This is a genomic window from Paraburkholderia sp. RL17-347-BIC-D (assembly GCF_046027915.1).
GTDB lineage: Bacteria > Pseudomonadota > Gammaproteobacteria > Burkholderiales > Burkholderiaceae > Paraburkholderia.
The window spans coordinates 24,232-49,134 of sequence record NZ_JARESS010000043.1; the positions used below are offsets into that span (position 1 = coordinate 24,232).

A 24,903-nucleotide genomic window follows, 5' to 3' on the forward strand; every position below is an offset into this window, starting at 1 on the left:
CACAGAACGGTTTTTAGAAATACGCGCCGGTGCCGGCGGCCGGCGCGCGACAGGAGGTTGCCCGATCTCCTGCCGAATAACGGCCGAGTGGCTGTAAATTTTTTATCTTGACGGAGGCATCATGGATTTCCAAATGCTGGAAACCGAAACGAACGGCACCATCATCAAGGTGGTCGGAGTAGGTGGCGCTGGCGGCAATGCTGTCCAGCACATGATCAACAAAGGCGTGCAAGGCGTCGACTTCATCGTGATGAACACGGACGCGCAGGCTTTGTCGCGTTCGCGCGCCACCGCGGTGATCCAGCTCGGCAACACGGGTCTGGGCGCGGGCGCCAAGCCGGAAATGGGCCGCGCCGCAGCGGAAGAAGCCCGTGAGCGCATCGCCGACGCATTGCGCGGCGCGCACATGGTCTTCATCACGGCCGGCATGGGCGGCGGCACGGGCACGGGCGCAGCACCCGTGGTCGCGCAGATCGCCAAGGAAATGGGTATCTTGACCGTTGGCGTCGTCAGCAAGCCGTTCGAATTCGAAGGCGGCAAGCGCATGCGCGTCGCGGAAGCCGGTTCGCAGCAACTGGAGGATCACGTCGACTCGCTGATCGTCGTCCTGAACGACAAGCTGTTCGAGGTGATGGGCGATGACGCCGAGATGGACAAGTGCTTCCAGTGCGCAGACGACGTTCTGAACAACGCAGTTGCCGGCATCGCGGAAATCATCAACGTCGACGGTCTGGTGAACGTCGACTTCGAAGACGTGAAGACGGTGATGGGCGAGCAAGGCAAGGCGATGATGGGCACGGCGACGGTTGCCGGCGTCGATCGCGCACGCCTCGCTGCTGAGCAGGCTGTCGCCAGCCCGCTGCTGGAAGGTGTGGATCTGTCGGGTGCGCGTGGCGTGCTGGTCAACATCACGTCGAGCCGTTCGCTGCGTCTGTCGGAAACGCGCGAAGTGATGAACACCATCAAGAGCTATGCTGCGGAAGACGCGACCGTGATCTTCGGCGCGGTGTACGACGATGCGATGGGCGACGCGCTGCGCGTGACGGTCGTGGCAACGGGCCTGGGCCGTGCGGCGAAGAAGCAGCAATCGGCACCGATGACGCTGCTGCGCACCGGCACCGACAACCAGCCGATCAATGCACACGCTGCCTACACACCGCAGTCGTCGCACGCCAGCACCGCCGACTACGGCGCGCTGGACACGCCGGCAGTGTGGCGCACGTCGCGCGATACGGCCGCTTCGCATGTGCAGGCGCTGCAGGAAAAGGGCGTCGACACGTACGACATTCCGGCATTCCTGCGCAAGCAGGCGGACTGAGCGCACGAGCAGGCTTTCGTTGCGGCGCTGCGAGTTGGACAGCAGTGCAGCGCTGGCGGACGAATGCACGAGCGTGGCGGGTGAACGGCAAACAAGTCGCGTATCTTTGAGGATTCGCGGCAAGGACGACTGCCCTCTTCGGATTCGCGAAGCGGAGTGGGCGACTGTCGCCGGGCGGCGGAGCATAGTGTGAGGCTCACGCCGGATTTTTCACTGCGACACGACGACGTGCGAGCGTGCTTCGCATCGATGCAAAGGACTTGAGCATGATTCAAGCAGGTGACAAGCTGCCCGACGCGACGCTCTTCGAGTTGATCGAAGACGAGCGGGCGGGCTGCACGATCGGGCCTAACAGCTTCGACGTGCGCGAACAGACAGCGGGCAAGCGTGTGGTGATCTTCGGATTGCCGGGCGCGTTCACGCCCACCTGTTCGGCCAAACATGTACCGGGTTATGTCGAACACGCCGAGCAGTTGCGCGCTCTTGGCATCGACGAGATCTGGTGCGTGTCCGTCAACGACGCGTTCGTAATGGGCGCGTGGGGACGCGATCAGCACGCCTCGGGCAAGGTGCGCATGATGGCGGACGGCAGTGCGGCTTTCACGCGAGCGCTCGGTCTCGAGCAGGATTTGTCGGCGCGCGGCATGGGAATCCGTTCCCAGCGCTACGCGATGGTGGTCGACGACGGCGTGGTCAAGACGTTGAACGTCGAGGCTGCCGGCAAATTCGAAGTCAGCGATGCAGGGAGTATTCTCGCTACGTTGAGCTAGGCACGTGGGCGTCGTGGCCTTCGCCACAGGCACGCGCGGTTGGCGCGTTGTGCCGGGGCAACGGTCGATAAGACGCTTTTGTGACAGGCCGTTACGCGGGCCGATGACCGGAAACGCCTCCGTTCCGGGGCATCGGCCCGTCACGCTTTCCTGACGGGCGCCCAGGGGTAATGCAGCGAAACAGATTGATACGTTCCGCGAAAAGACGCTCCTTAGGGTATTGGAGTATAATTCGTGCTATGGAATAAAAAGTCCCGATTGGGATTTTCAATCGAATAGAAGATCACCATGTTGAAGCAGCGCACTATCAAGCAAATCGTCAAGACAGTCGGCATTGGCCTGCACTCCGGCCGTAAAGTCGAACTGACCCTCCGTCCGGCCGGGCCGGACACGGGCATCGTGTTTTCGCGCGTGGATCTGGCCACGCCGGTGGACATTCCTGCGTCGGCGATGGCGATTGGCGATACGCGTCTGGCTTCCGTGTTGCAGAAGGACGGCGCGCGCGTCTCGACCATCGAGCATCTGATGTCCGCCTGCGCCGGTCTCGGCATCGACAACCTGTACGTCGACGTCACCGCCGAAGAAATCCCGATCATGGACGGCAGCGCGGGTTCGTTCGTGTTTCTGATTCAATCGGCAGGTATCGAAGAGCAGAACGCGGCGAAGAAATTCATCAAGGTCACCAAGCCGGTCGAAATTCGTGACGGCGATAAATTCGCGCGTCTCGACCCGTATTTCGGTTTCAAGCTCAAATTTACGATCGATTTCCGTCACCCGGCCGTGGATAAAACCGGTCAGGCGCTGGAAGTGGATTTTGCCAATACGTCGTACGTGCGTGAAATCGCGCGTGCCCGCACCTTCGGTTTCGCGCATGAAGTGGAAATGATGCGCGAACTCGGTCTGGCGCGTGGCGGCAGCATGGACAACGCGATCGTGCTCGACGAGTACCGCATCCTGAATAACGACGGCCTGCGCTACGACGACGAGTTCGTGAAGCACAAGATGCTCGACGCGATCGGCGACCTGTATGTGATCGGCCACCCGTTGCTGGCGTCGTACAACGCGTACAAGTCGGGCCACGGCCTGAACAACGCGCTGCTGCGTGAACTGCTGGCGCACGAAGATTCGTACGAAATCGTCACCTTCGACGACACGCAGAAGGCACCGCGCGGTTTCGCCTACGAGACCCAGACGGCTTTTGCCTGACGCCTTCGGGTGAATTTTCCGAAGCAATCGTACGAAAAGTAAGCGGCCCAGTCGGGCCGCTTTTCTTTTGCCTAGCGATTTCTCCGATGCCGGGCCGCCATTTTCGCCAGCGCTTCCTGTAAGGGCGACGGCGCCAGCGATTCGCTCAGCGCGTGGAGCGCGTCGGCGCCGGCCGGCGTCATGCGCGCCTGTTTGACCGGCGGCGGTTCCTTGACAGCCTGCGGCCGCACGCGAATCCGCAGCGCATTGACCGGCCAGCCGCGCTGTTGCAGATCCGACAGCAGCCGCGGTTCCAGATGCCGCAGCCGTGCCGCCAGCGCGTTATGGCCGGCGAACAGGGCCAACACGCCTTCCTTGATAAAGCTGGGCTCGACGCTCGTCGCCAGATAGTCCGGCAGCAGCGCCCGCAGATCCTTCTCCAACGCCGCAATCTGCTCGACGCCCGCGCGCAGGGCCGCGAACGCGTCCGTGCGGTTGAGCACCTCGGCGACCGGCTGCGGGCGGCGCGCCTTGAACTGCTGGGGCGGCGGCCTTGAAAAGGAAGGAATACGGCTCATGTTCGATGGTAACGGCGTGTCCGCACCCTATGCGCGTTCACGCCGCGATTGTACCGCGCGGGATGCACGCGGACCTGCCTCAATGCGGACTGTCAGAGCTCGCTGCGGCGGGCTTCGGATGCCCCGCAGCCGTCTCGCTGCCGACATCAGCGTGGGCGGGGGCGCGTGCTAAAATGCGCGATTCGAATTCACTCTTGGACTAAGCCGCCGAGGCCCTTCCGACCCCGGAGCGCACGTGCACGAACTGCACGCCGCGACCCAGCCGAAGCCGCGACGCAGACACCGATCCGATGACCACCGGTTTTCTACAGAAGATTTTTGGCAGCCGCAACCAGCGGTTAGTCAAGCAATATCAAAAGACCGTCACGGCGATCAATGCGCTCGAGCCGCAGATCGAGCAATTGACGGACGATCAACTGCGCGCCAAAACGGGTGAATTCCGCCAGCGCGTCGCGAGCGGTGAATCGCTCGACAAGCTCCTGCCGGAAGCCTTCGCGGTATGCCGCGAGGCCAGCAAGCGGGTGCTGAAAATGCGCCACTTCGACGTGCAGCTGATCGGCGGCATGGTTCTGCACTACGGCAAGATCGGCGAAATGCGCACTGGCGAGGGCAAGACGCTCGTCGCCACGCTGCCGGTGTACCTGAACGCGCTGTCGGGGCGCGGCGTGCACGTGGTCACGGTCAACGACTACCTCGCCCAGCGCGACGCCGAATGGATGGCGCGGCTGTACAACTTCCTCGGTCTGTCGGTCGGCATCAACCTGTCGCAGATGGATCACGGCGCGAAGCAGGAAGCCTACGCGGCTGACATCACGTATGGCACCAACAACGAATTCGGCTTCGACTACCTGCGCGACAACATGGTCTACGAGACCGACGCACGCGTGCAGCGAGCCCTGAATTTCGCGGTGGTCGACGAGGTCGACTCGATCCTGATCGACGAAGCCCGTACGCCGCTGATCATCTCCGGCCAGGCCGAAGACCATACCGAACTCTACGTGCGCATGAATGCGCTGCCGCCGCTGCTCGAGCGCCAGATCGGCGAAGAGAAAGCGGACGGCACCGGCGTCGAAAAGCCGGGCGACTACACGCTGGACGAGAAAGGCCGCCAGGTGTTCCTGACGGAATCGGGCCACGAAAAGGCCGAGCGCCTGCTCGCCGAGTGGGGCCTGATCGGCGAGGGCGAAAGCCTGTACGCGCCGCAGAACATTACGCTGATGCACCACGTGTACGCCGCGTTGCGCGCACACACGCTGTTCTTCAAGGACCAGCATTACGTGGTGCAGAACGGCGAAGTGGTGATCGTCGACGAATTCACCGGCCGCCTGATGGCGGGGCGCCGCTGGTCGGACGGCCTGCACCAGGCCGTCGAGGCGAAGGAACACGTCAAGATCCAGAGCGAGAATCAGACGCTCGCGTCGATCACGTTCCAGAACTACTTCCGCATGTACGCGAAGCTGTCCGGCATGACCGGCACGGCGGATACGGAAGCGTACGAATTCAACGAGATCTACGGTCTCGAAACGGTCGTGATCCCGACCAACCGTCCGCCCAAGCGGATCGACAAGCAGGATCAGATCTACAAGACCGCCAAGGAACGCTACGACGCGGTGATCCGCGACATCCGCGATTGCTACGAGCGCGGTCAGCCGGTGCTGGTCGGTACGACGTCGATCGAAAACTCCGAGTTGCTGTCGCATCTGCTGAAGCAAACCGGTTTGCCGCACGAAGTGCTGAACGCCAAGCAGCACGCGCGTGAAGCCGAGATCGTCGCCGAAGCCGGCCGTCCGAAGCGCATCACGATCGCCACCAACATGGCCGGTCGCGGTACCGACATCGTGCTCGGCGGCAACGCGGAAAAGCAGGCGTCGTTCATCGATTTGGACGAAACGCTCGCCGACGACGACAAGCAGCGCCGCATCCAGAAGTTGCACGACGAATGGCAAGCGCTGCACGATCAGGTGAAGGCCGCGGGTGGTCTGCACATCATCGGCACCGAGCGCCACGAATCGCGCCGGATCGACAACCAGTTGCGCGGCCGTGCCGGTCGTCAGGGCGACCCGGGTTCGTCGCGCTTCTATTTGTCGCTGGAAGATCCGCTGCTGCGCATTTTCGCCGGCGATCGCGTGCGCGCAATCATGGACCGCCTGAAGATGCCGGAAGGCGAAGCGATCGAGGCGGGCATCGTCTCGCGCTCGATCGAATCGGCGCAGCGCAAGGTGGAAGCGCGCAACTTCGACGTTCGCAAGCAATTGCTCGAATACGACGATGTGTCGAACGATCAGCGCAAGGTGATCTACCAGCAGCGCAATGAATTGCTCGAAGCGAACGACATCACGGAAACCATCGGCGCGATGCGCCAGAGCGTGATTGCGGACATCGTTCACCAGTTCGTGCCGGCTGGCAGCATTGAAGAGCAGTGGGACGTGCCTGAGGTGGAAGAAGTGCTGCGCAACGAATGGCAGCTCGACCTCGCGATCCAGGAAATGATCAACGAGTCGAACTCGATCAGCGCGGACGAGATCCTCGAAGCGGTCGAAGCCGCCGCGGACGAAGCCTACGAGGCCAAGGTCGAACTGGTCGGCCGCGAATCGTTCAGCGCGTTCGAACGCTCGATCATGCTGCAAACGCTGGATCGTAGCTGGCGTGAACATCTGGCCGCGCTCGATCACCTGCGCCAGGGCATCCATCTGCGCGGCTATGCGCAGAAGAATCCGAAGCAGGAATACAAGCGCGAGGCGTTCGAACTGTTCGCCGCCATGCTCGACGCTGTGAAGCTCGAAGTCACCCGCGTGGTGATGAACGTGCAGATCCAGTCGCCGGAACAGCTGGAACAGGCCGCCGAACAGCTCGAAGAGCAGGGTGGCCACCTCGAAAACGTCGAGTTCCGCCACGCCGAATTCGCCGAAGCCGCAGCCGCGGCGCCTGTTGCCGCGGAAGCGGCCACCGCCGCCATGATCGGCGATGCAATGAGCCACGGCTCGTCGCATACGGCTGCAGCGAACATGAGCGCGGACAATGTGCCGAAGGTCGGCCGTAACGACCCGTGCCCGTGCGGCAGCGGCAAGAAGTACAAGCAGTGCCACGGCAAGATCGTGTAATGCCGGAGGCGGCGCGCTGCGAGGCGCGCCGCGTCGTTTTACGCGGTACTTTGCCTTGATTTCGCGGTGATCCGGCAGCACGCCCGGGCCATCAGTTTCCGTTTCCCCCGATGCCGGCGCCTGCCGGCATTTTCTTCGACAGGTCGCGACCATGGCTGTCAATTTCCCCTCGATCGATCCCGCTCAACTCCACCCCGTCGCCGGCGTTTCGCTCGGCTGGGCGGAGGCGAATATCCGCAAGCCGAACCGCAAGGACGTGCTCGTCATTTCCGTGGGCGAAGGCGCCACGGTGGGCGGCGTGTTCACACAGAACCGTTTTTGTGCGGCGCCCGTCACGGTGTGCCGTGAGAATCTGGAGCGTGTGCGCGCCGGCGGCAAGCCGATTCGCGCGCTGGTGATCAACACCGGCAACGCGAACGCGGGCACGGGCGAGCCAGGCCTCGTGGCGGCGCGTGAAACCTGTGCCGAACTCGCACGTCTCGCGGATGTCACGCCGGAGCAGGTGCTGCCGTTTTCGACGGGCGTGATTCTCGAGCCGCTGCCGGTCGATCGCCTGAAGGCGGGTTTGCCGGCCGCGCTGGCGAACCGCAAGGAAGCGAACTGGTACGACGCCGCGCAGGCGATCATGACCACGGACACGCTGCCCAAGGCCACGTCGCGTCAGGTCACGATCGACGGCCATACGGTCACGCTGACCGGCATCAGCAAGGGCGCGGGCATGATCAAGCCGAACATGGCGACCATGCTCGGCTTCCTCGCGTTCGATGCCGCCGTCGCCCAGCCGGTGCTCGACGCACTGGTCAAGCACGTGGCGGACCGCTCGTTCAATTGCATCACGATCGATGGCGATACGTCGACCAACGATTCATTCATCCTGATCGCGTCGGGCAAATCGAGCCTGCCGGCGATCACGTCCACCGACTCGCCCGCTTATGCAGCGCTGCGCGACGCGGTGACCGAAGTCGCGCAGACCCTCGCGCAGTTGATCGTGCGCGACGGCGAAGGCGCGACCAAATTCATGACCGTGCAGGTGGAAGGCGGCTCTAGCGTCGGCGAATGCCGCCAGATCGCCTATGCGATCGGCCACTCGCCGCTCGTGAAGACGGCCTTCTATGCATCGGACCCGAATCTCGGCCGCATTCTGGCGGCCATCGGCTATGCCGGCGTGGACGATCTCGACGTCGGCAAGATCGATCTGTATCTGGACGACGTGCTGGTTGCGACTGCCGGCGGCCGCAATCCGGCCTACCGTGAAGAAGACGGCCAGCGCGTCATGAAAAAGAGCGAGATCGGCATTCGCGTCGTACTCGGCCGCGGCGATGCGCAAGCCACGATCTGGACTTGCGATCTGTCGCACGACTACGTGAGCATCAACGCCGACTATCGTTCGTAACCAGGTTTCTCATAGGGGTTTTAAAGCGGCCTGCGGGCCGCTTACTCACCAGCCATGGACAAACTCGAACAGTTTCTGACCCGGGCCGAAGCCGTGCTCGTCCGCCTCGAAGCGATGCTTCCGCCCGCCACGCCAAATATCGACTGGTCGGCGGCGGTCGCCTTCCGCTGGCGCAAGCGCCAGGGGCGCGGCTACCTGCAGCCGGTGCCAGCCATCTCGACGATCACGCTCGACGATCTGCAAAACATCGAACGCCAGAAAGGTCTGATCGAGCAGAACACGCGTCAATTCGTGCACAAGCAGCCGGCCAACAACGTGCTGCTGACGGGCGCACGCGGCACCGGCAAGTCGTCGCTGATCAAGGCATGCCTGAACGCGTACGCGAAAGACGGCCTGCGTTTGATCGAAGTGGATAAGGACGATCTGCATGACCTGGGCGATATCGTCGACCTGATCGCGCAGCGGCCGGAGCGCTTCGTGGTGTTCTGCGACGACCTGTCGTTCGAAGACGGCGAATCGGGCTACAAGGCGCTGAAGGTCGCGCTCGACGGCTCGATCGCCGCGCAATCGGACAACGTGCTGATCTACGCGACGTCGAACCGCCGCCATCTGTTGCCCGAATACATGAGCGACAACGAGACGTACAAGCACACGTCCGATGGCGAGATTCATCCCGGCGAGCTGGTCGAAGAAAAGATCTCGCTGTCCGAGCGTTTCGGGCTGTGGGTCAGCTTCTATCCGTTCAAGCAGGATGACTACCTGTCGATCATCGCCCACTGGCTTCGGCATTTCGGCTGCGACGACGCCGAAGTCGAAGCGGCGCGCGGCGATGCGCTGGTGTGGGCGTTGGAGCGCGGCTCGCGTTCGGGACGTGTTGCGTGGCAGTTCGCGCGCGACTGGTCCGGCCGCAAAACCTCAGCGTGAGCCGCGGCATGAACGACGCCCAGAAGAATGCCGCCGGCCGCAAGGTGACGGAAGTTGCCGTCGGCGTGCTGGTTCAGCCCGATGGCCGCTATCTGCTGGCGCAGCGCCCGGCAGGCAAGCCGTACGAGGGGTATTGGGAGTTTCCGGGCGGCAAGCTGGAAGCGGGCGAGTCGGTCGAAGCCGCGCTCGCCCGTGAGTTGCACGAGGAACTGGGTATCGACGTCGAGGCAAGCCATCTCTGGCATACGCTCGAACACGATTACCCGCACGCCTACGTGCGGCTTTTTTTCTGCAAGGTGACTCAGTGGTCCGGCGAGCCGCACGGCCGCGAAGGCCAGGCTTTTGTCTGGCAGACGTTGCCTGCGGACGTCGAGCCGCTGTTGCCGGCGACCATTCCCGTGCTGGAATGGCTCGCAGCCGAGAAGGCCTGACAAAGGATTAGGGCGCGCGGTAGCAGGCGCTGTGCAAGCAGCGCCGGTCCGCGTGACCCGGACAACGGGCCGCGCTCAATGCGGCGTGTAGTCCCCGCTGGGCGTCTCGTCCGACGACGCTTCCTGCTCGCTCCCGCCGATCTTGTACTTCTCAGCGGCCCAGGCGCCGAGGTCGGTCTGCTTGCAGCGATCGGAGCAGAAGGGGCGGAAGCGGTTTTCAGGTGTCCAGCGGACGTCCTTTCCGCAAGTGGGGCATTTGACGACAGTAGGCATACGGTCAGGCAGTCAATCGCAAACGGAATAAGTAACGAATATAGGGGCATTTCTCGCCACTTTAAAGGCGTGCCCCGTCGGTTCAGATTTACCAGGTGAACGTGACAAGCTCGCGAGCGTGATTTACAGGCTGCAAAGCGTGAGCTGGAACGGGACGTCGACATCGACCGCACGCGGACGCAGATCGCCGTCCTGCACCGTGAAGCGCACCCACAGCATGTACTTGTTTGCACTTGCTTCGGGGATCACGCGCAATTCCGGTGCCACCCGTACTTGCATCAATTGATACGACCGGCCGGACAGCATTTGCTGATAGCTGCCCTGCATGGCCATGACCTTCGATGCCTGGCCGGATTCGCGCGCGAGCCGCAGGACGATGATGGCCGCATCGCGCAGCGGCAGCAGCGGCGTTACCCATTTGGCGATGTCCTGACGGCGCTGATCGGGATGAATCTGCTGCCAGGCATAGTAGGACGGCAAATCGAACTTGCAGGTGCCGCCTGGAATGATCGCGCGGCTGCGGATGCTGGCGAGCCACTCGTTGTCTGCAAGATGCTGGCCGGTCTTGCCCTGCATCTGCGAAAGGCCCGCGAGAGTTTGCTCGATCTCGCCGAGTACGGCCTCGAGCGCATTCTGTTCGATTCCCGGATTGCCGCGAAACGGCGCCAGCGTTTGCCGTTGACGCTCGAGTTCTTTCATCAGATCCGACTTCAGATCCGCGCGGCCCGCAACCTCTGAGATTTCGAACAACGTTGTCAGTGCGACGTGATGTTCCCTGGCGTCTTCCTGAGTCAGAAAGAACGTGAAGCGCTCGAACAGATCTTCGAGGCGCAATAGCGTCCGGATTCGCTCGTTGAAGGGATACTCGTAAAGGATCAAGCGGGCTCGCCTCGGGCGTGGTCGGTGACGGGAATGCAGAACATTCTAATGCCGTGAGACTACCCTAGCAATCACGCACTTTTTCAGCACGCATTCGCAACTTTTTTCACGTGTTTCGGGCGGTTTTCAACGCACTTTTGGCATGCGCATCGCCGCGAAGTTCAACCGGGATTTCCCGAGGTGTCACGTCGGCGTCATGCGCCGGCGAGCGCCAGATACATGCGATGCTGCGCGTCGACTTGGGCTTTTAGCGCGTCGAGCGGCGCGTTGTCGTTGTTGTTGTCGATGACGTCGTCGGCCGCGGCGAGGCGCGCTTCGCGCGTCGCCTGACGGGCGATGATCGCCAACACCTGTTCGCGGCTGAAATTGTTGCGGCTCATCACGCGCGAGATCTGCGTTTCGACGCTGCAGTCAACCGTCAGCACGCGATTCACGCGCGTCTTCCACTTGCCGGATTCAACTAGCAGCGGCACCACCACGATCACATAAGGCCCCTGAGCCTCGCGTTGCTCGCGTTCGGTTTCTGCGCGAATCAACGGATGCGTGATGCCTTCGAGGCGTTTGCGCGCGCTGTCCTCGCTGAATACGAGCGAGCGCATGCGCGTGCGGTCGAGCGAGCCGTCAGGGGCGACGAACGCCTCGCCGAATTCCGCGGCGATCTGCGGCATGGCGATGCCGTGCGGCGCGGTGATGCGGTGCGCGATCAGGTCGGTGTCGACGAGCGGCACGCCGTGCGCCGCAAACAGGTCGGCGACAGTCGATTTGCCGCTGCCGATGCCGCCGGTCAATCCCACAGCAAACATGCTTCAGCCTCCCAGAGCCAGATAAAGCGGTGTGCCGAGAAACAGCGTCAATGCACCGCCTGCCGCGAGAAACGGCCCGAAGGGCAGCGGCTCTTCGAAGCGCATACGGCCACGCCATGTTGCCAGCAGGCCGACGACCGCGCCGGCCACCGCCGCGATCAGCACGATCTGCGGCAGCGCCGCCCAGCCGAGCCACGCGCCGAGCGCCGCCAGCAGTTTGAAATCACCATAACCCATGCCTTCGACGCCGCGTACGAGGAGAAATACCCAATGCACGACCCACAGCACCAGATAGCCGAAGATCGCGCCGAGCACCGCGTCGTGCAGGTTCGTGAACATGCCGTTGAAGTTGACGATGATGCCCGCCCACAGCAACGGCAGCGTCATCGAGTCAGGCAACAGATGCGTGTCGATGTCGATCGCGCTCATGGCGAGCAGCGCGGCGCATAGGCCGAAGGCGGCGAGCGCCGTGAGAGTCGGGCCGAACAACGCGAGCGAACCGGCCGCGAACGCCGCGCTGGCGATTTCGAGCAGCGGATAGCGCAGGCTCACAGGCGCCTTGCATGCGGAGCAGCGGCCGCGCAGTAGCACGTAGCTCAGCACCGGGAGATTTTCCCATGCGCTCAACGTATGGCCGCAGTGAGGACACGCGCTGCGCGGCACCCACAGGTTGTAGCGCGCCGGCAGGCCGTCTTCTTCCAGCGGTTCGTCGGTGGTCTCGCTGACCTCCGCGCGCCATGCGCGCTCGAGCATGATCGGCAGCCGATGCACGACCACGTTCAGGAAGCTGCCGATCACGAGGCCGAACACAATGGCGAACGTCATTTGCACGGCGGCGGGCAAGCTGCCGAACGCCTGGCCGAGACCGGTCGCGAAATGGCCGGGCAGCAAGCCCGACAGCAGGCTGGAAGAAGTGTCTGGCACGAGTGGAAGAGTAGCCCGCATAGATTAAGGATGGATTCGGCTGCGATCCTACACCACGTTGCCGAGTTGAATAATGGGAAGATACATCGCGATCACGAGGCCGCCGACCAGCGCGCCAAGCACGATGATGACGAGCGGCTCGCACAGGCTCGACAGCGTGCCGATCTTTTCGTCTACCTGACGATCAGCGAGCGATGCCACGTCGATCAGCATAGTGTCGAGTGCTCCGGACTCCTCGGCAACTGCGATCGGCTGCACGACCTCGGGCGGAAAGCAGTGTGCCGCGCGCATCGCTGCGGCGAGCCGCTCGCCCCGCCGCAGCCGCGCGGCGATTTCCGCGGTGGCGCGGTCGAAGAAGGCGTTACCGGTGGCGTGAGTCAGCGAATCGAACGCGTCAGCGAGCGGCGTGCCGGCTGATAACAAGGTGCCGAGCGCACGACTCCAGCGTGCCGCACACAACGTGCGCAGCAGCGGACCGGCGACCGGTATTGTCAGCGATATGCGCGCAAAGCGGATGCGCGCGGCTTCGGAACGTCGCAGTAGAAACGTCGCTGCCGAACCCGCTGCGAAGATCATGGCGAATGACGGTATGCTCCATCGCGCCACACCGGACGACAACGCCAGCACGAATTGAGTCGGTGCGGGCAGTCTGGCGCCGAAGCCGTCGAAGATTTGTTTGAAGGTCGGCACGACCCACACGAGCAATGCCGCGGTGATCGCCATCGCCAGCACGAGGATCGCGACGGGATAGGTCAGTGCCGCGCGCACTTTGGCGCGCTGCGCGGCGGCGCGCTCGCGGTCATCGGCGATGCGGGCGAGGACGGCCGAGAGTGCGCCGGCCGCCTCGCCGACTTCGACAAGCTGGCAGTACAGTGCGTTGAATTGCGCGGGATGCCGCTGCAGTGCCGCGGAAAAACGCAGGCCGCCGGTGATGTCGCGCGCGAGAGCGCCAACGATCCGCGGCATACCCTGGCGGCGTGAAGCCTGCGCTTGCGCGAGCAGGTCCAGCGCGGGCGCGAGCGGCAGGCCGGCTCGCAGCAGGCTGGCGAGTTGCCGGGTGAATAACGTGATGTCCGCGGCGCGTGCGGTCGGACGCGGTGCCGGTCCGTGCGCTGTGAGTTCGATGATGAACAGATTGTCGCGCTTGAGCAGTGAGCGTGCGATGGCCGCATCCGGTGCGATGAGCGCGCCGTTTTTTCGCACACCGTCGGCATCGACGCCGCGCCATTTGAAACGCATGTCGGAGGCCAGAGGCCGTTGGGTCGTGGCCGTGTTCATGCGACCTCGGTGGCGGCGAGTGCTTCGGCGAGACTGGTGGTGCCGTCGCGCACGCGACTCAAAGCCGCGTTGCGCAAGGTGCCCACCTGTTCGGTTTGCGCGAGCCGCGCGAGTTCATGTGTGCCGGCGCTTGCGACGATCAGCTCGCGCATCGCGTCGGACACGGGCATTACCTGATGAACGCCGACGCGGCCCCGGTAACCGATGCCATGACACGCTGCGCATCCGGCCGCGGCGTAAGGCTGCCAGCCGTCGAGTTGATGCTCGCTGAATCCCGCCGCTCGAAGCGCCGCGACCGACTGCGGCGCCGGCACGCGGCACGCGACGCACAGCCGCCGCACCAGCCGTTGTGCGGTCACCATCCGCAACGCGGCCGCGAGGTTATACGGCTCGACGCCGATATCGATCAGGCGCGCGACGGCTGCCGGCGCGTCGTTCGTATGCAGGGTCGACAGGACGAGGTGGCCGGTTTGCGCGGCTTTCACGGCGACGTCGGCGGTTTCTTCGTCACGGATTTCGCCGACCATGATCACGTCGGGGTCCTGACGAAGAAATGCGCGTAACGCGACCGCGAAGGTGAGTCCGGCTTTCTCGCGCACGCTGACCTGATTGATGCCCGCCAACTGGATCTCCGCGGGGTCTTCCACCGAACAGAGATTGCGCGCCTCGCCGTTGAGGAGATTCAGGAAACAGTACAGCGATAGCGTCTTGCCGCTCCCGGTGGGTCCGGTGACGAGCACGAGGCCGTGCGGCGCGCGAATCGCGGCATCCACCGTATCGCGTTGATGCGGATCGAGGCCGAGCGAGTCGAGTGAGAGATCGGCGGGCAGCGCGTCGAGTCTGCGCAGCACGAGCTTTTCGCCGAATAACGTAGGCAGCGAGTTGACGCGGTAGTCCTCGACTCGGCCGGGCGAACTGGAAATGCGCAGCCGACCGTCTTGCGGCACGCGACGCTCGGCGATATCCATGCGAGCGAGCACCTTCACGCGAGTGATGAATGCGTCCCGCAGATGCGCGGGCGGCTGTGGGATTTCGTGCAGTACGCCGTCGATTCGCAAGCGCACGCGCCAGCCGTGTTCCGCCGGCTCGATGTGAAGGTCCGACGCGTTGCGGCGGGTCGCTTCCTGCAATGTATCGGTCAGCAGACGCACGGCGGGAGCGTTGTCGGGATCGGTGAGACTTGCTGCGTTAACGTCGCGGGCGAATGCCTTCGGCTTCGCTTTGACAGCGCTTTCGTGGGCGTTTGCGATGGGACGCGGCGACGCTGCCGCGGGTTGAAAAGAAGCTTGCATGAGGGACCGGTGATGAGCCGCCTGTAGAACACGACGGCTTCATCTTCCGGTACGGCGGCGGGCGCCGCTATTCAGCCATTCGGCTAATGGCGCGCGCTGCGCCTGTGTGCGATGCTGCTGCGTGTCGTGCCTGACTGTGGTGTTCGGCCGCGTCGCGCAGTTGCTTCGACTAGCCTAGCCGCGCAATACCTTGCTGGCTTTCGCGCGCGTCGGCGGTCGGAACAGCTTGACGGTGCGAATCGCCTGGTCGTCGCTGCGCATCACTTCGAGTTTGACTTCGCCGATCTGCACACACACGTCGCCGTCGGGAATGTCTTCGAGAATTTCGAGGATCAGGCCGTTAAGCGTTTTCGGCCCATCGGTGGGTAGCGTGAGATGCAGCCAGCGGTTCAGTTCGCGCAGCGGCATGCTGCCGGCCACGATGCATTCGCCGTTTTCGTTCCAGCCGCCGCGCGAATTGGCGCCACGCGGAATCGACGTGGTGAATTCGCCGATCAGTTCCTCGATGATGTCTTCCGGCGTGACGAGCCCCTGCAACTCGCCGTATTCGTTGACGACCAGCGCCGTGCGGTGACGGCTCTCCTGGAAGAATTGCAGTTGCTGGAACACGGGCGTGCCGCTCGGCACGAAATACGGCTCGGCCAGCAACTCGCGCAGCGTCTCGCGTTCGAGTTCCTGGTTGTGCAGCGCGGCCAGCGTCTTGCGTACGTGGAGCACGCCGAGCACCCGGTCGATGTCACCTTGATAGACGATCAGCTTGTTGTGATAGCAGGTTTCGAGTTGATGCAGGATCTGTTCGAACGGCGCGTCGAAGTCGAGCGCCTCGATGCGGCGGCGCGGGATCATCACGTCGTCGACGGAAATGTTTTCGAGGTCGAACAGGTTCAGCAGAATGCTGCGGTGTTTGGTCGGCATGAAGCTGCCGGACTCGAGCACGATGGTGCGCAGTTCTTCTGTCGACAGGCGCTGATCGTGCGCGCCTTTCGTATTGATGTGCAGCACGCGCAAGATGCCGTTCGCGAACAGATTGACGAACCAGACGAGCGGTTTGGCGACGCGCATCATGGGCGCGATCAGCAGGCTGGCGGGCAGCGCGATCTTTTCCGGGAACGTCGCGCCAACGATCTTCGGCGTGATTTCCGCAAATACGATGATCAGAAACGCGACGATACCGGTCGCGATCGACAGCACCAGGTTGTTACGTCCGAACGTGTGCAGCGCGATCGAGGTGGTGAGCACCGGAATGATCGTGTTGAACAGGTTGTTGCCGATCAGCACGACGCTCAGCAGTTGATCGGTATGCGCCAGCAGACCCTGCGTGGTCTTCGCGCCGAGCGCGTTCTGGTTGGCAAGATGTTTCAGGCGATGGCGGTTGATCGCCATCATCGCCGTTTCGGAAATCGAAAAAAAGCTCGAGCAGACAAGCAGCAGGAAGACGGCGCCAATCTGCGCCCATAAGGGAAGTTGTTCCACGCGTCGTGAAGGATAGGGGAAAGGATGAAGAGAATATAGCAGAGGGGCTTGCGTGCGCCGTTCGGCCTGGCGGCAAAAAACAGGCTGAGTGGGAGCAGCGGCGCAGGGCGCGTATGGGGAACAACACTCGGCGAACACGCCGTACGTGACCCAAAAACAAAAAACCGCCGAGCAAGCTGGGCGGTTTTTCGAGCCTTGCACTAACAAGGCAAATTTGGTCGGGGTGAGAGGATTCGAACCTCCGGCCTCTACGTCCCGAACGTAGCGCTCTACCAGGCTAAGCTACACCCCGATTTGTACTGCAGACTCGATTCAGACTAAGCCGGTGTTTCAGTCCCGTTCAAGACTGTCTTGCCGTCGAGTAAGAACATAATTCTAGCAGGCTCTCTTTAAAAATGGAATCGGGAAATGAAGAAATTGCGGCTGCAGCGGCCTGTGCTTCCTGTTTCGCGCATTCGAGCGTGTGATCCAGCGCGCCGGACCGCGTGATCGCCTCGAAAATGGTGTCGAAACGATCTGTGCCGCCTTGTTCGATTGCTTCCCGCGCGAGCGTCGCCTGCTCAGGCGTGCCGCGTTCGATCAGATAGATCAGCGGGAGCGTGGGCTTGCCTTCGCGAAGATCGTCGCCGGCGTTCTTGCCCATGGATTCGGCCGTGCCCGTGTAGTCGAGCCAGTCGTCCATGATCTGGAACGCAGTGCCGATGCGCCGGCCGAACTCCGCCGCGGCGGCTTCGGTTTTCGCGTCCGAGCCGGCCAGCACCGCGCCCAGCTGGGCCGCGGCCTCGAACAGCTTGGCGGTCTTGTAGCGGATCACCCGCATGTAGCGGGCTTCGTCCACGTCGGCGTCGTGCATGTTGAGCAATTGCAGCACTTCGCCTTCGGAGATGATGTTGGTTGCCTCCGACAAAATCTCCATCACGCGCATCTTGCCCACGCCGACCATCATCTGAAACGAGCGCGAGTACAGGAAATCGCCCACCAGCACGCTCGCGGCGTTGCCGAACAGCGCGTTGGCGGTCTGCCGGCCGCGCCGCAGATCGGATTCGTCGACCACGTCGTCGTGCAGCAGCGTGGCCGTATGGATGAATTCGACGACCGCGGCCAGTTCATGCCGGTGCCCCGTGGTTTCGCCCAGCGCGCCGGCCACCAGCAGCAGCAGCGCGGGCCGCAGCCGTTTGCCGCCGGCGCTGATGATGTACTCGGAAATCTGGTTGATCAGCATCACGTCGGACGCGAGACGGTGCCGTATGACGCGATTGACCTGCTGCATGTCTTCGGCGATCGGAGCAAGCAGGCTGGCGGCGTTGGAGGAGGGGGTGGCAGTCGACGACATGATGGCTGATTTGGGTAGTGCCGCGAATTATAAGGCGAATCGCGACAGTTCCGGGTCGCAGGCTGCGGCGCGGCGCGTTCCGGGCGGCGGCAGAACCGCGCGCCGGGGCTGTGTGGCAAGGCGCCGGGCGCTGCGCGCGGCGCCTCTCAATGAGTTTTGACCGAGCAGCTAACTCTATGTATAATCACGGGTTTCCGCGCGCGGTGCGTGGGAAAAATGAACACAGAGTGAGGTTCTCAATGTACGCGGTCATAAAAACCGGTGGCAAGCAGTATAAAGTTGCCGTCGGCGAAAAACTTAAAGTAGAACAGATACCGGCAGACATTGACGCTGAAATCACGCTCGACCAGGTTCTCGCAGTGGGCGAAGGCGAATCGATTAAGTTCGGTACGCCGCTGGTCAGTGGGGCTTCCGTCAAGGCTACCGTCGTGTCGCAAGGTCGTCACGCAAAAGTGACCATCTTCAAGATGCGTCGCCGGAAGCACTACCAGAAGCATGGCGGCCACCGCCAGAACTATACCGAATTGCGCATCGACGCGATCAACGCGTAAGCGCGCCGGTTAAGGAGCAAATCAAATGGCACACAAAAAGGCAGGCGGATCATCCCGCAACGGCCGCGACTCTGAATCGAAGCGCCTCGGCGTGAAGGTTTATGGCGGCCAGGCTATCAACGCTGGCGGCATCATCGTTCGCCAACGCGGCACGCGTATGCACCCGGGCGAAAACGTCGGTATCGGCAAGGATCATACCTTGTTCGCGCTGACGGACGGCCACGTCAATTTCTCGACGAAGGGCGCAGCGAAGAAGCACATGGTCAACGTCGTCCCGGCAGCAGTCTGAGTTTACTCAGGCACGGGCTTCAGGACCGGAAAAAGGCCCCGCGAAGTTAGCGGGGCTTTTTTTATTCCGGCGGTTTTCGCCGGACGAATGGGCGTGAATGTTCCGCTCGCGCCGGCACGCCTATGCCGTTCAGTCGATTGATCAGCGCGCGGCGGGCGCGGCAAAATAGCATCATCCAGTAGCATCAAATCTAGCAGCACCATCTGGCAGTACACCACGGGACGGAGTTACGCATGAAGTTCATTGACGAAGCGAGGATTGAAGTCATCGCCGGCGACGGAGGGGATGGCAGCGCGTCGATGCGCCGCGAGAAATTCGTTCCGTTCGGCGGCCCGGATGGCGGCGACGGCGGCCGGGGCGGCAGCGTGATCGCGGTCGCGGACCGCAACATCAACACGCTGATCGACTACCGCTACGCGAAGAAACACCTGGCGCGCAACGGCGAAAACGGCCGCGGCGCGGACTGCTACGGCAAGGGCGGCGACGACATCACGTTGCGCATGCCGGTCGGCACCACCATCACCGACATGGAGACCGGCGAGTTGATCGCCGATCTGACCGAGCACAACCAGAGCGTGCAGATCGCTCAGGGCGGCGCGGGCGGACTCGGTAACCTGCATTTCAAGTCCAGTACGAACCGCGCGCCGCGTCAGAAGACCGACGGCAAGCCGGGCGAGCGCCGCATGGTGCGCCTCGAACTGAAGGTGCTGGCGGACGTCGGTCTGCTCGGCATGCCGAACGCCGGCAAGTCGACTTTCATCGCGTCGGTGTCGAACGCGAAGCCGAAGATCGCCGACTATCCGTTCACGACGCTCGCGCCGAATCTCGGCGTGGTGCGCGTCGGGCCGAGCCGCAGCTTCGTGATCGCGGACATTCCGGGCCTGATCGAAGGCGCGGCGGAAGGCGCGGGCCTCGGCCATCAGTTCCTGCGGCATTTGCAGCGCACGGGCTTGTTGCTGCATATCGTCGACCTCGCACCGTTCGACGACGCGGTCGATCCGGTCGCGGAAGCCAAGGCGATCGTCAACGAATTGCGCAAGTACGACGAGCTGCTTTATGAAAAGCCACGCTGGCTCGTGCTGAACAAGCTGGACATGGTGCCCGAAGACGAGCGCGAAGCGCGCGTCTCGGCATTCCTCGAAGGCTTCGGCTGGGACGGTCCGGTGTTCGAAATCTCGGCGCTGACCGGTCAGGGCTGTGAAAACCTTTGCTACGCTGTGTTCGACCACATCGCCGCGCATTCGGACGCGCGGCGCGCGGCCGAGGCTGAAGATCTCGCCGCGGACGTGCGTTTCCGCGAAAAGCCGGAAGCTCCGGCCGCCGCGGACGACGCCGGCATCGACCCGCAGGCATAAAAGCTCGAGCGCCGGCGCCCAAACGGGCTGCCGGCATGCATCACGCGTCATCTTGGAGATTGCGCACAATGCGTTCCGTCATCGCAGATTCACGGCGATTAGTAGTGAAAGTCGGTTCGAGCCTCGTCACGAATGACGGGCGCGGCCTCGATCATGCTGCTATCGGCCGCTGGGCCGCGCAGATTGCCGCCTTGCGCGCGCAAGGCAAGGAAGTGGTGCTCGTCAGCTCGGGCGCCATTGCCGAGGGAATGCAACGGCTCGGCTGGACCAAACGGCCACGTGAGATCGACGAACTGCAAGCGGCCGCGGCCGTCGGCCAGATGGGGCTCGCGCAGGTCTACGAAAGCCGCTTTGCCGAGCATTCCATCCAGACCGCGCAGATTCTGCTGACCCACGCCGACCTGGCGGACCGCGAACGCTATCTGAACGCGCGCTCCACGCTGCTCACGCTTCTGCGCCTGGGCGTCGTGCCGATCATCAACGAGAACGACACGGTCGTCACCGACGAAATCAAATTCGGCGACAACGACACGCTGGGCGCGCTCGTCGCAAACCTGATCGAAGGCGATGCGCTCGTCATTCTCACCGATCAGCAAGGGCTTTTTACCGCCGACCCGCGCAAGGATCCGGCTGCCACGCTGGTCCAGCAGGCCGATGCCGGCGCGCCGGAGCTCGAAGCCATGGCGGGCGGCGCCGGTTCGAGTCTGGGTCGCGGCGGCATGCTGACCAAGATTCTCGCCGCCAAGCGCGCGGCGCACAGCGGCGCGAATACGGTGATCGCAAGCGGGCGCGAAGCGGATGTGTTGTCGCGGCTGGCGTCGGGCGAGGCGATCGGCACGCAGTTGATCGCGCGCACGGCGCGGATGGCGGCGCGCAAGCAATGGATGGCGGATCATCTGCAAGTGCGTGGCCACGTGGTGATCGACGACGGCGCAGTCGAAAAGCTGACCGATGGCGGCAAGAGCTTGCTGCCTATCGGTATTGTCGGCGTGCAGGGCGCATTTGCGCGCGGTGAAGTGATTGCTTGTCTTAGCGCCGCGGGGCGCGAAGTGGCGCGCGGCCTCACGAACTACAGCAGCGCCGAAACCAAGCTGATCCAGCGGCGCCCGAGTGGCGAAATCGAATCGGTGCTCGGCTATATGCTGGAGCCGGAGTTGATTCACCGCGACAACCTGGTGCTGATCTGAGTCACTGACCGGCGCTGGCGCACGGGCACGGTGCGGGCATACAAAAAAAGCCGTTCCAGCGAAAGCTGGACCGGCTTTTTCAAGTCTGCAACGCAACGCGCCCCCATTCAAAACGCGCCCACCAAAGCGCCTCAGTGGATCAACGAACTCGCGGTGCGTTTGTACCGAATATTCTCCAGAATCGAAGCCGCGTTGCCCATGGGCATCTTGTTCGCGCACAGATAATCCTGATACAGCGCCGCCTGATAGGCGTTCAGGGCGCCGTTCTCGATGCGCGTGAAGTTGTTCGCGACCGTCGTGTCCCAGCCGTCGTGATCAGAATTCAGGCTCGCGTACTGGCGCCATTCATACGTGTCGCAGCGAATCCCTTCGTAGATTACGTTACGAGCGCCGCTCGGGCTTGCCACGACGACCGTAAAGCGAACCACTCCGTCCGTACCGACGGTTAGCGAATTCCGGTCGACCGCGAACTGCAGCGGCGTATTGCCGGAGACTTCGAAAGGCAGGAGATTCGAGTCTTGCGGCAGCGGCGGCAAAGCGTCCACCTTGTTCTCCACCCAATTGCTCTGCCGGTCCAGCAGGTACGTAAACGCGCTGTCGTCTTTATTGGTAGGTTTGCTGGCGCTCGAACAGCCAGCCAGCAGGGCGCCGGTGGCGACGCACGCCACGACGAGAGCAAGTGCTTTCAATATGATTTCCTCGAAACACTGACGCGGCTCGACGAGCCGCGTCAGAGAGAGGCGGCGTGGACAGCCGCACAGAGTTGTTAATTGCGCACGCCCGGGCGGAACAGCGAGCCGGCCGTTTCGCGTTCCGATTCGTCTTCGTGCTCCGGCGCGGCGCCTACTTCTGCCGTTGACCCGGAGCCCGGACCGCAATCGGACACGATCGTTGCGTGAACCGATGTTTCGATGCTGACGGTGGTCACAGAAGTCACCGTCATTACCGTGGAATCCGGCGGACTTTCCATTGACGACGCTATCCGGGGATAACGCGGCCCATGGTGCCCGCCAGGTTTTTCCGCACGCGGCGCAGCCCGGCGCATGAAACGGGATAGCTCCGTCAGCGCCAACTGATATACATCCCGCTTGAACTCGATCACACAGTCGAGCGGCACCCAGTACTCGTTCCAGCGCCACGCATCGAACTCAGGGTGGTCGGTGGCGCGCAAGCAGATGTCGCAGTCGCGTCCAACCATCCGGAGCAAAAACCAGATTTGTTTCTGGCCGCGGTAATGACCGCGTACTTCGCGCTTGATGAACTTGTCAGGCACCTCGTAACGCAACCAGTCGCGCGTGCGACCAATCACCTTGACGTGCTCAGGAAGCAGCCCGGTTTCTTCGTGTAACTCCCGATACATCGCTTGCACGGGGGTCTCTCCGTACTTGATGCCCCCTTGCGGAAACTGCCAGGAATGTTCACGGAGCCGTTTGCCCCAAAACACCTCGTTGTGCGCGTTCAAGAGGATGATGCCGACGTTCGGGCGAAAGCCTTCACGATCCAGCATACAACCACCTTCGAATCCTTTAAAATTGCTTTGATTATAAACAGATAACGGGCCTGACGCACCGATTCGCACCAGATTGGAACGATTCGCCGCCAAAGGCCCGCGTTTGCGGTAGCCTGTCAGTCTTTCCGTGCCTTATCCCTTGTGCAAAGGCTTTGCGCGGCGGCTTCGGCGCCGCGGTCGGCTGCGATGTGCCGGTGTCAGTGGCATTGGCAGGTGAGCCGTGCCGGCTCAGAGCCGGATCTGTGTCGATTTCCCCACCGTTTTCACCTTTCGGGCGGTCCCTCCGGAGCCGCCGCTTTTGGATAATCTGAATGAAAGCTTCCCGTTTCTTTATCGGTACCCTCAAAGAAGCTCCCGCCGACGCAGAGATCGTCAGCCACAAGCTCATGGTGCGCGCCGGCATGATCCGGCGTGTTGCCGGCGGTATCTATAACTACCTGCCGGTCGGCCTGCGTTCGATCCGCAAGGTGGAAGCCATCGTGCGCGAAGAAATGAACCGGGCAGGCGCGATTGAGCTGTTGATGCCGGCGGTGCAGCCGGCCGAGCTGTGGCAGGAGTCGGGCCGCTGGGAGAAGTACGGCCCCGAACTGCTGCGCTTCAAGGATCGCAAGCAGTCCGATTTCGTGATCGGACCGACCCACGAAGAAGTGGTGACGGACATCGCGCGCAATCAGATCAAGAGCTATCGCCAGTTGCCGGTGAACTTCTACCAGATTCAGACCAAGTTCCGCGACGAGATCCGCCCGCGTTTCGGCGTGATGCGCGGCCGCGAGTTCATCATGAAAGACGCGTACTCGTTCGACAAGGACATGGACGGCCTGCGCGAGTCGTATCGCAAGATGTACGACGCGTACGTGCGCATCTTCACTCGCCTCGGTCTGGACTTCCGCGCGGTGGCGGCGGACAACGGTTCGATCGGCGGCAGCGGTTCGCACGAATTCCACGTGATCGCCGAGACGGGTGAAGACGCGATCGCCTATTGCCCGACCTCCGAGTTCGCCGCGAACGTCGAAGCGGCCGAAGCGCTGCCGCTTTACGCGGAACGCGCGGCGCCGGCCGAAGAGATGAAGAAGACGCCCACGCCGGGCAAGGCGAAGTGCGAAGCGGTGGCCGAGCTGTTGAACATTCCGCTCGAGCGCACGATCAAGTCGATCATCCTCGCGACCGAAAACGAAGGCGCCGAGCCGACCATCTGGCTGCTGATGCTGCGCGGCGACCACGATCTGAACGAGATCAAGGCGAGCAAGCTGCCGGGTCTGGCCGACTTCCGCATGGCGACCGAGGCTGAAATCATCGAAACCTTCGGTACGCCGCCGGGTTACCTCGGCCCGATCGACACGAAGAAGCCGATCAAGGTCGTCGCGGATCGCACGGTCGCGAACATGAGCGACTTCGTTGTGGGCTCGAACGAGATGGACTACCACACCACCGGTGTGAACTGGGGCCGCGATCTGCCGGAACCGGTCGTCGCCGACATTCGCAATGTGAAGAAGGGCGATCCGTCGCCGGACGGCAAGGGCGTGATCGACATCTGCCGCGGTATCGAAGTGGGTCACGTGTTCCAGCTCGGCACCAAGTATTCCGAAGCGATGAACGCGACCTGCCTCGACGAAACCGGCAAGCCGCGGCCGATGGAAATGGGCTGCTATGGTATCGGCGTGACGCGTATCCTGGGCGCCGCGATCGAACAGAATTTCGACGACAAGGGCATCATCTGGCCGGAATCGATTGCGCCGTTCGAAGTCGTGCTGTGCCCGATGGGCTATGACCGCAGCGAAGCCGTGCGCGCAGAAGCCGACAAGCTGTACGCGACACTGGTCGAAGCGGGCGTCGACGTGATCCTCGACGATCGCGGTGAACGCCCCGGCGTGATGTTCGCCGACTGGGAGCTGATCGGCGTGCCGCATCGCTTGGTGATCGGCGACCGTGGCCTCAAGGAAGGCAAGCTCGAATACCAGGGCCGCCGCGACGCTGAAGCGACGCTGCTGCCGGTCGAAGACGCCGCGCAAACGGTGATCGGGAAAGTTCGCGCAGCGTTGGCGCGCTAGGCGGAGCG

Annotated in this window: 23 protein-coding genes and 1 tRNA gene; 12 read left to right on the forward strand and 12 right to left on the reverse strand. The window is 62.9% G+C overall.

Annotated features, from left to right (window positions below; translation table 11 throughout):
• Positions 1–121: 121 nt before the first annotated feature.
• The 3 genes from ftsZ (at position 122) to lpxC (ending at position 3,294) form a co-directional block, all read left to right on the forward strand.
• Positions 122–1,318, forward strand: a complete 1,197-nt coding sequence (ftsZ, locus tag P0D96_RS36520; RefSeq protein WP_132372932.1) for a cell division protein FtsZ — start codon at positions 122–124, stop codon at positions 1,316–1,318.
• A 266-nt stretch (positions 1,319–1,584) separates the two neighbouring features.
• A complete protein-coding gene (locus P0D96_RS36525) occupies positions 1,585–2,088 on the forward strand; it encodes a peroxiredoxin (protein WP_012434415.1) in 504 nt (167 codons plus the stop codon).
• A 288-nt stretch (positions 2,089–2,376) separates the two neighbouring features.
• Positions 2,377–3,294 (forward strand): UDP-3-O-acyl-N-acetylglucosamine deacetylase, encoded by a 918-nt coding sequence (lpxC, locus tag P0D96_RS36530; protein ID WP_132372934.1) that lies wholly within the window; start codon positions 2,377–2,379, stop codon positions 3,292–3,294.
• 71 nt (positions 3,295–3,365) lie between these two features.
• On the opposite strand, the gene P0D96_RS36535 is transcribed toward lpxC, so the two are convergent.
• Positions 3,366–3,851, reverse strand: a complete 486-nt coding sequence (locus P0D96_RS36535; protein ID WP_132372936.1) for a DciA family protein — start codon at positions 3,849–3,851, stop codon at positions 3,366–3,368.
• Between the two features lie 290 nt (positions 3,852–4,141).
• Here P0D96_RS36535 and secA point away from each other — a divergent pair, with 290 nt between their 5' ends.
• The 4 genes from secA to P0D96_RS36555 all read left to right on the forward strand — a co-directional run bounded on the left by secA (position 4,142) and on the right by P0D96_RS36555 (position 9,700).
• The gene (gene secA / locus P0D96_RS36540; protein ID WP_408318532.1) at positions 4,142–6,952 is read left to right on the forward strand and encodes a preprotein translocase subunit SecA; all 2,811 of its coding nucleotides are present in this window, start codon (positions 4,142–4,144) and stop codon (positions 6,950–6,952) included.
• A gap of 151 nt (positions 6,953–7,103) precedes the next feature.
• Positions 7,104–8,345, forward strand: a complete 1,242-nt coding sequence (gene argJ / locus P0D96_RS36545) for a bifunctional glutamate N-acetyltransferase/amino-acid acetyltransferase ArgJ (protein ID WP_408180853.1) — start codon at positions 7,104–7,106, stop codon at positions 8,343–8,345.
• A gap of 54 nt (positions 8,346–8,399) precedes the next feature.
• Positions 8,400–9,269 (forward strand): ATP-binding protein, encoded by an 870-nt coding sequence (locus tag P0D96_RS36550; protein ID WP_408180854.1) that lies wholly within the window; start codon positions 8,400–8,402, stop codon positions 9,267–9,269.
• A gap of 8 nt (positions 9,270–9,277) precedes the next feature.
• On the forward strand, positions 9,278–9,700 hold the full coding sequence (locus P0D96_RS36555) for an NUDIX domain-containing protein (RefSeq protein WP_132372946.1): 423 nt from the start codon (positions 9,278–9,280) through the stop codon (positions 9,698–9,700).
• A 75-nt stretch (positions 9,701–9,775) separates the two neighbouring features.
• Here P0D96_RS36555 and P0D96_RS36560 read toward each other — a convergent pair whose 3' ends face one another.
• From P0D96_RS36560 to P0D96_RS36600, 9 genes are all read right to left on the reverse strand, one after another.
• Positions 9,776–9,973 (reverse strand): DNA gyrase inhibitor YacG, encoded by a 198-nt coding sequence (locus P0D96_RS36560; protein WP_408180855.1) that lies wholly within the window; start codon positions 9,971–9,973, stop codon positions 9,776–9,778.
• 123 nt (positions 9,974–10,096) lie between these two features.
• Positions 10,097–10,852: a cell division protein ZapD gene (gene zapD, locus P0D96_RS36565; protein WP_106285174.1), complete on the reverse strand. Its 756-nt coding sequence runs from the start codon at positions 10,850–10,852 to the stop codon at positions 10,097–10,099.
• A 194-nt stretch (positions 10,853–11,046) separates the two neighbouring features.
• Positions 11,047–11,655, reverse strand: coding sequence for a dephospho-CoA kinase (gene coaE, locus P0D96_RS36570; protein ID WP_408290448.1), 609 nt, complete (start codon positions 11,653–11,655; stop codon positions 11,047–11,049).
• 3 nt (positions 11,656–11,658) lie between these two features.
• Positions 11,659–12,600: a prepilin peptidase gene (locus tag P0D96_RS36575; protein WP_408318534.1), complete on the reverse strand. Its 942-nt coding sequence runs from the start codon at positions 12,598–12,600 to the stop codon at positions 11,659–11,661.
• 27 nt (positions 12,601–12,627) lie between these two features.
• Positions 12,628–13,857: a type II secretion system F family protein gene (locus tag P0D96_RS36580; RefSeq protein ID WP_408318536.1), complete on the reverse strand. Its 1,230-nt coding sequence runs from the start codon at positions 13,855–13,857 to the stop codon at positions 12,628–12,630.
• Positions 13,854–15,149, reverse strand: coding sequence for a GspE/PulE family protein (locus P0D96_RS36585; RefSeq protein WP_408290454.1), 1,296 nt, complete (start codon positions 15,147–15,149; stop codon positions 13,854–13,856). The genes P0D96_RS36580 and P0D96_RS36585 overlap by 4 nt, the downstream gene beginning before the upstream one ends.
• A gap of 174 nt (positions 15,150–15,323) precedes the next feature.
• Positions 15,324–16,622, reverse strand: coding sequence for an HlyC/CorC family transporter (locus P0D96_RS36590; protein WP_408180860.1), 1,299 nt, complete (start codon positions 16,620–16,622; stop codon positions 15,324–15,326).
• 215 nt (positions 16,623–16,837) lie between these two features.
• Positions 16,838–16,914, reverse strand: a tRNA-Pro gene (locus P0D96_RS36595).
• Between the two features lie 48 nt (positions 16,915–16,962).
• A complete protein-coding gene (locus P0D96_RS36600) occupies positions 16,963–17,955 on the reverse strand; it encodes a polyprenyl synthetase family protein (protein WP_132372958.1) in 993 nt (330 codons plus the stop codon).
• Between the two features lie 239 nt (positions 17,956–18,194).
• Here P0D96_RS36600 and rplU point away from each other — a divergent pair, with 239 nt between their 5' ends.
• From rplU to proB, 4 genes are all read left to right on the forward strand, one after another.
• Positions 18,195–18,506 carry a 50S ribosomal protein L21 gene (gene rplU, locus P0D96_RS36605; protein WP_007180329.1) on the forward strand — a complete coding sequence of 104 codons (312 nt, stop codon included), beginning with the start codon at positions 18,195–18,197 and terminating at the stop codon, positions 18,504–18,506.
• Between the two features lie 25 nt (positions 18,507–18,531).
• Positions 18,532–18,795, forward strand: coding sequence for a 50S ribosomal protein L27 (gene rpmA / locus P0D96_RS36610; protein ID WP_007180330.1), 264 nt, complete (start codon positions 18,532–18,534; stop codon positions 18,793–18,795).
• 233 nt (positions 18,796–19,028) lie between these two features.
• Complete coding sequence (gene cgtA / locus P0D96_RS36615) at positions 19,029–20,150, forward strand: Obg family GTPase CgtA (protein ID WP_408318538.1); 1,122 nt, start codon at positions 19,029–19,031, stop codon at positions 20,148–20,150.
• 68 nt (positions 20,151–20,218) lie between these two features.
• Positions 20,219–21,337, forward strand: a complete 1,119-nt coding sequence (proB, locus tag P0D96_RS36620; protein WP_132372964.1) for a glutamate 5-kinase — start codon at positions 20,219–20,221, stop codon at positions 21,335–21,337.
• A gap of 131 nt (positions 21,338–21,468) precedes the next feature.
• Here proB and P0D96_RS36625 read toward each other — a convergent pair whose 3' ends face one another.
• Both P0D96_RS36625 and P0D96_RS36630 read right to left on the reverse strand, forming a co-directional pair.
• Entirely contained in the window at positions 21,469–22,026 is a 558-nt protein-coding gene (locus tag P0D96_RS36625; RefSeq protein WP_408180862.1) for a CNP1-like family protein, read from the reverse strand.
• Between the two features lie 77 nt (positions 22,027–22,103).
• Complete coding sequence (locus P0D96_RS36630) at positions 22,104–22,844, reverse strand: RNA pyrophosphohydrolase (RefSeq protein ID WP_132372968.1); 741 nt, start codon at positions 22,842–22,844, stop codon at positions 22,104–22,106.
• A 314-nt stretch (positions 22,845–23,158) separates the two neighbouring features.
• On the opposite strand from P0D96_RS36630, the gene P0D96_RS36635 reads away from it, so the two are divergent.
• Positions 23,159–24,895, forward strand: a complete 1,737-nt coding sequence (locus P0D96_RS36635; RefSeq protein ID WP_408318541.1) for a proline--tRNA ligase — start codon at positions 23,159–23,161, stop codon at positions 24,893–24,895.
• Positions 24,896–24,903: the final 8 nt, after the last annotated feature.

Coding starts and splice junctions, on each gene's coding strand:
- P0D96_RS36580 (WP_408318536.1), bottom strand. CDS start 13,857: ATGAACACGGCCACGACCCAACGGCCTCTGGCCTCCGACATGCGTTTC.
- P0D96_RS36525 (WP_012434415.1), top strand. CDS start 1,585: ATGATTCAAGCAGGTGACAAGCTGCCCGACGCGACGCTCTTCGAGTTG.
- argJ (WP_408180853.1), top strand. CDS start 7,104: ATGGCTGTCAATTTCCCCTCGATCGATCCCGCTCAACTCCACCCCGTC.
- P0D96_RS36575 (WP_408318534.1), bottom strand. CDS start 12,600: ATGCGGGCTACTCTTCCACTCGTGCCAGACACTTCTTCCAGCCTGCTG.
- rpmA (WP_007180330.1), top strand. CDS start 18,532: ATGGCACACAAAAAGGCAGGCGGATCATCCCGCAACGGCCGCGACTCT.
- P0D96_RS36635 (WP_408318541.1), top strand. CDS start 23,159: ATGAAAGCTTCCCGTTTCTTTATCGGTACCCTCAAAGAAGCTCCCGCC.
- secA (WP_408318532.1), top strand. CDS start 4,142: ATGACCACCGGTTTTCTACAGAAGATTTTTGGCAGCCGCAACCAGCGG.
- cgtA (WP_408318538.1), top strand. CDS start 19,029: ATGAAGTTCATTGACGAAGCGAGGATTGAAGTCATCGCCGGCGACGGA.
- P0D96_RS36600 (WP_132372958.1), bottom strand. CDS start 17,955: ATGTCGTCGACTGCCACCCCCTCCTCCAACGCCGCCAGCCTGCTTGCT.
- coaE (WP_408290448.1), bottom strand. CDS start 11,655: ATGTTTGCTGTGGGATTGACCGGCGGCATCGGCAGCGGCAAATCGACT.
- P0D96_RS36550 (WP_408180854.1), top strand. CDS start 8,400: ATGGACAAACTCGAACAGTTTCTGACCCGGGCCGAAGCCGTGCTCGTC.
- P0D96_RS36555 (WP_132372946.1), top strand. CDS start 9,278: ATGAACGACGCCCAGAAGAATGCCGCCGGCCGCAAGGTGACGGAAGTT.
- P0D96_RS36630 (WP_132372968.1), bottom strand. CDS start 22,844: ATGCTGGATCGTGAAGGCTTTCGCCCGAACGTCGGCATCATCCTCTTG.
- P0D96_RS36535 (WP_132372936.1), bottom strand. CDS start 3,851: ATGAGCCGTATTCCTTCCTTTTCAAGGCCGCCGCCCCAGCAGTTCAAG.
- ftsZ (WP_132372932.1), top strand. CDS start 122: ATGGATTTCCAAATGCTGGAAACCGAAACGAACGGCACCATCATCAAG.
- P0D96_RS36585 (WP_408290454.1), bottom strand. CDS start 15,149: ATGCAAGCTTCTTTTCAACCCGCGGCAGCGTCGCCGCGTCCCATCGCA.
- lpxC (WP_132372934.1), top strand. CDS start 2,377: ATGTTGAAGCAGCGCACTATCAAGCAAATCGTCAAGACAGTCGGCATT.
- proB (WP_132372964.1), top strand. CDS start 20,219: ATGCGTTCCGTCATCGCAGATTCACGGCGATTAGTAGTGAAAGTCGGT.
- P0D96_RS36560 (WP_408180855.1), bottom strand. CDS start 9,973: ATGCCTACTGTCGTCAAATGCCCCACTTGCGGAAAGGACGTCCGCTGG.
- rplU (WP_007180329.1), top strand. CDS start 18,195: ATGTACGCGGTCATAAAAACCGGTGGCAAGCAGTATAAAGTTGCCGTC.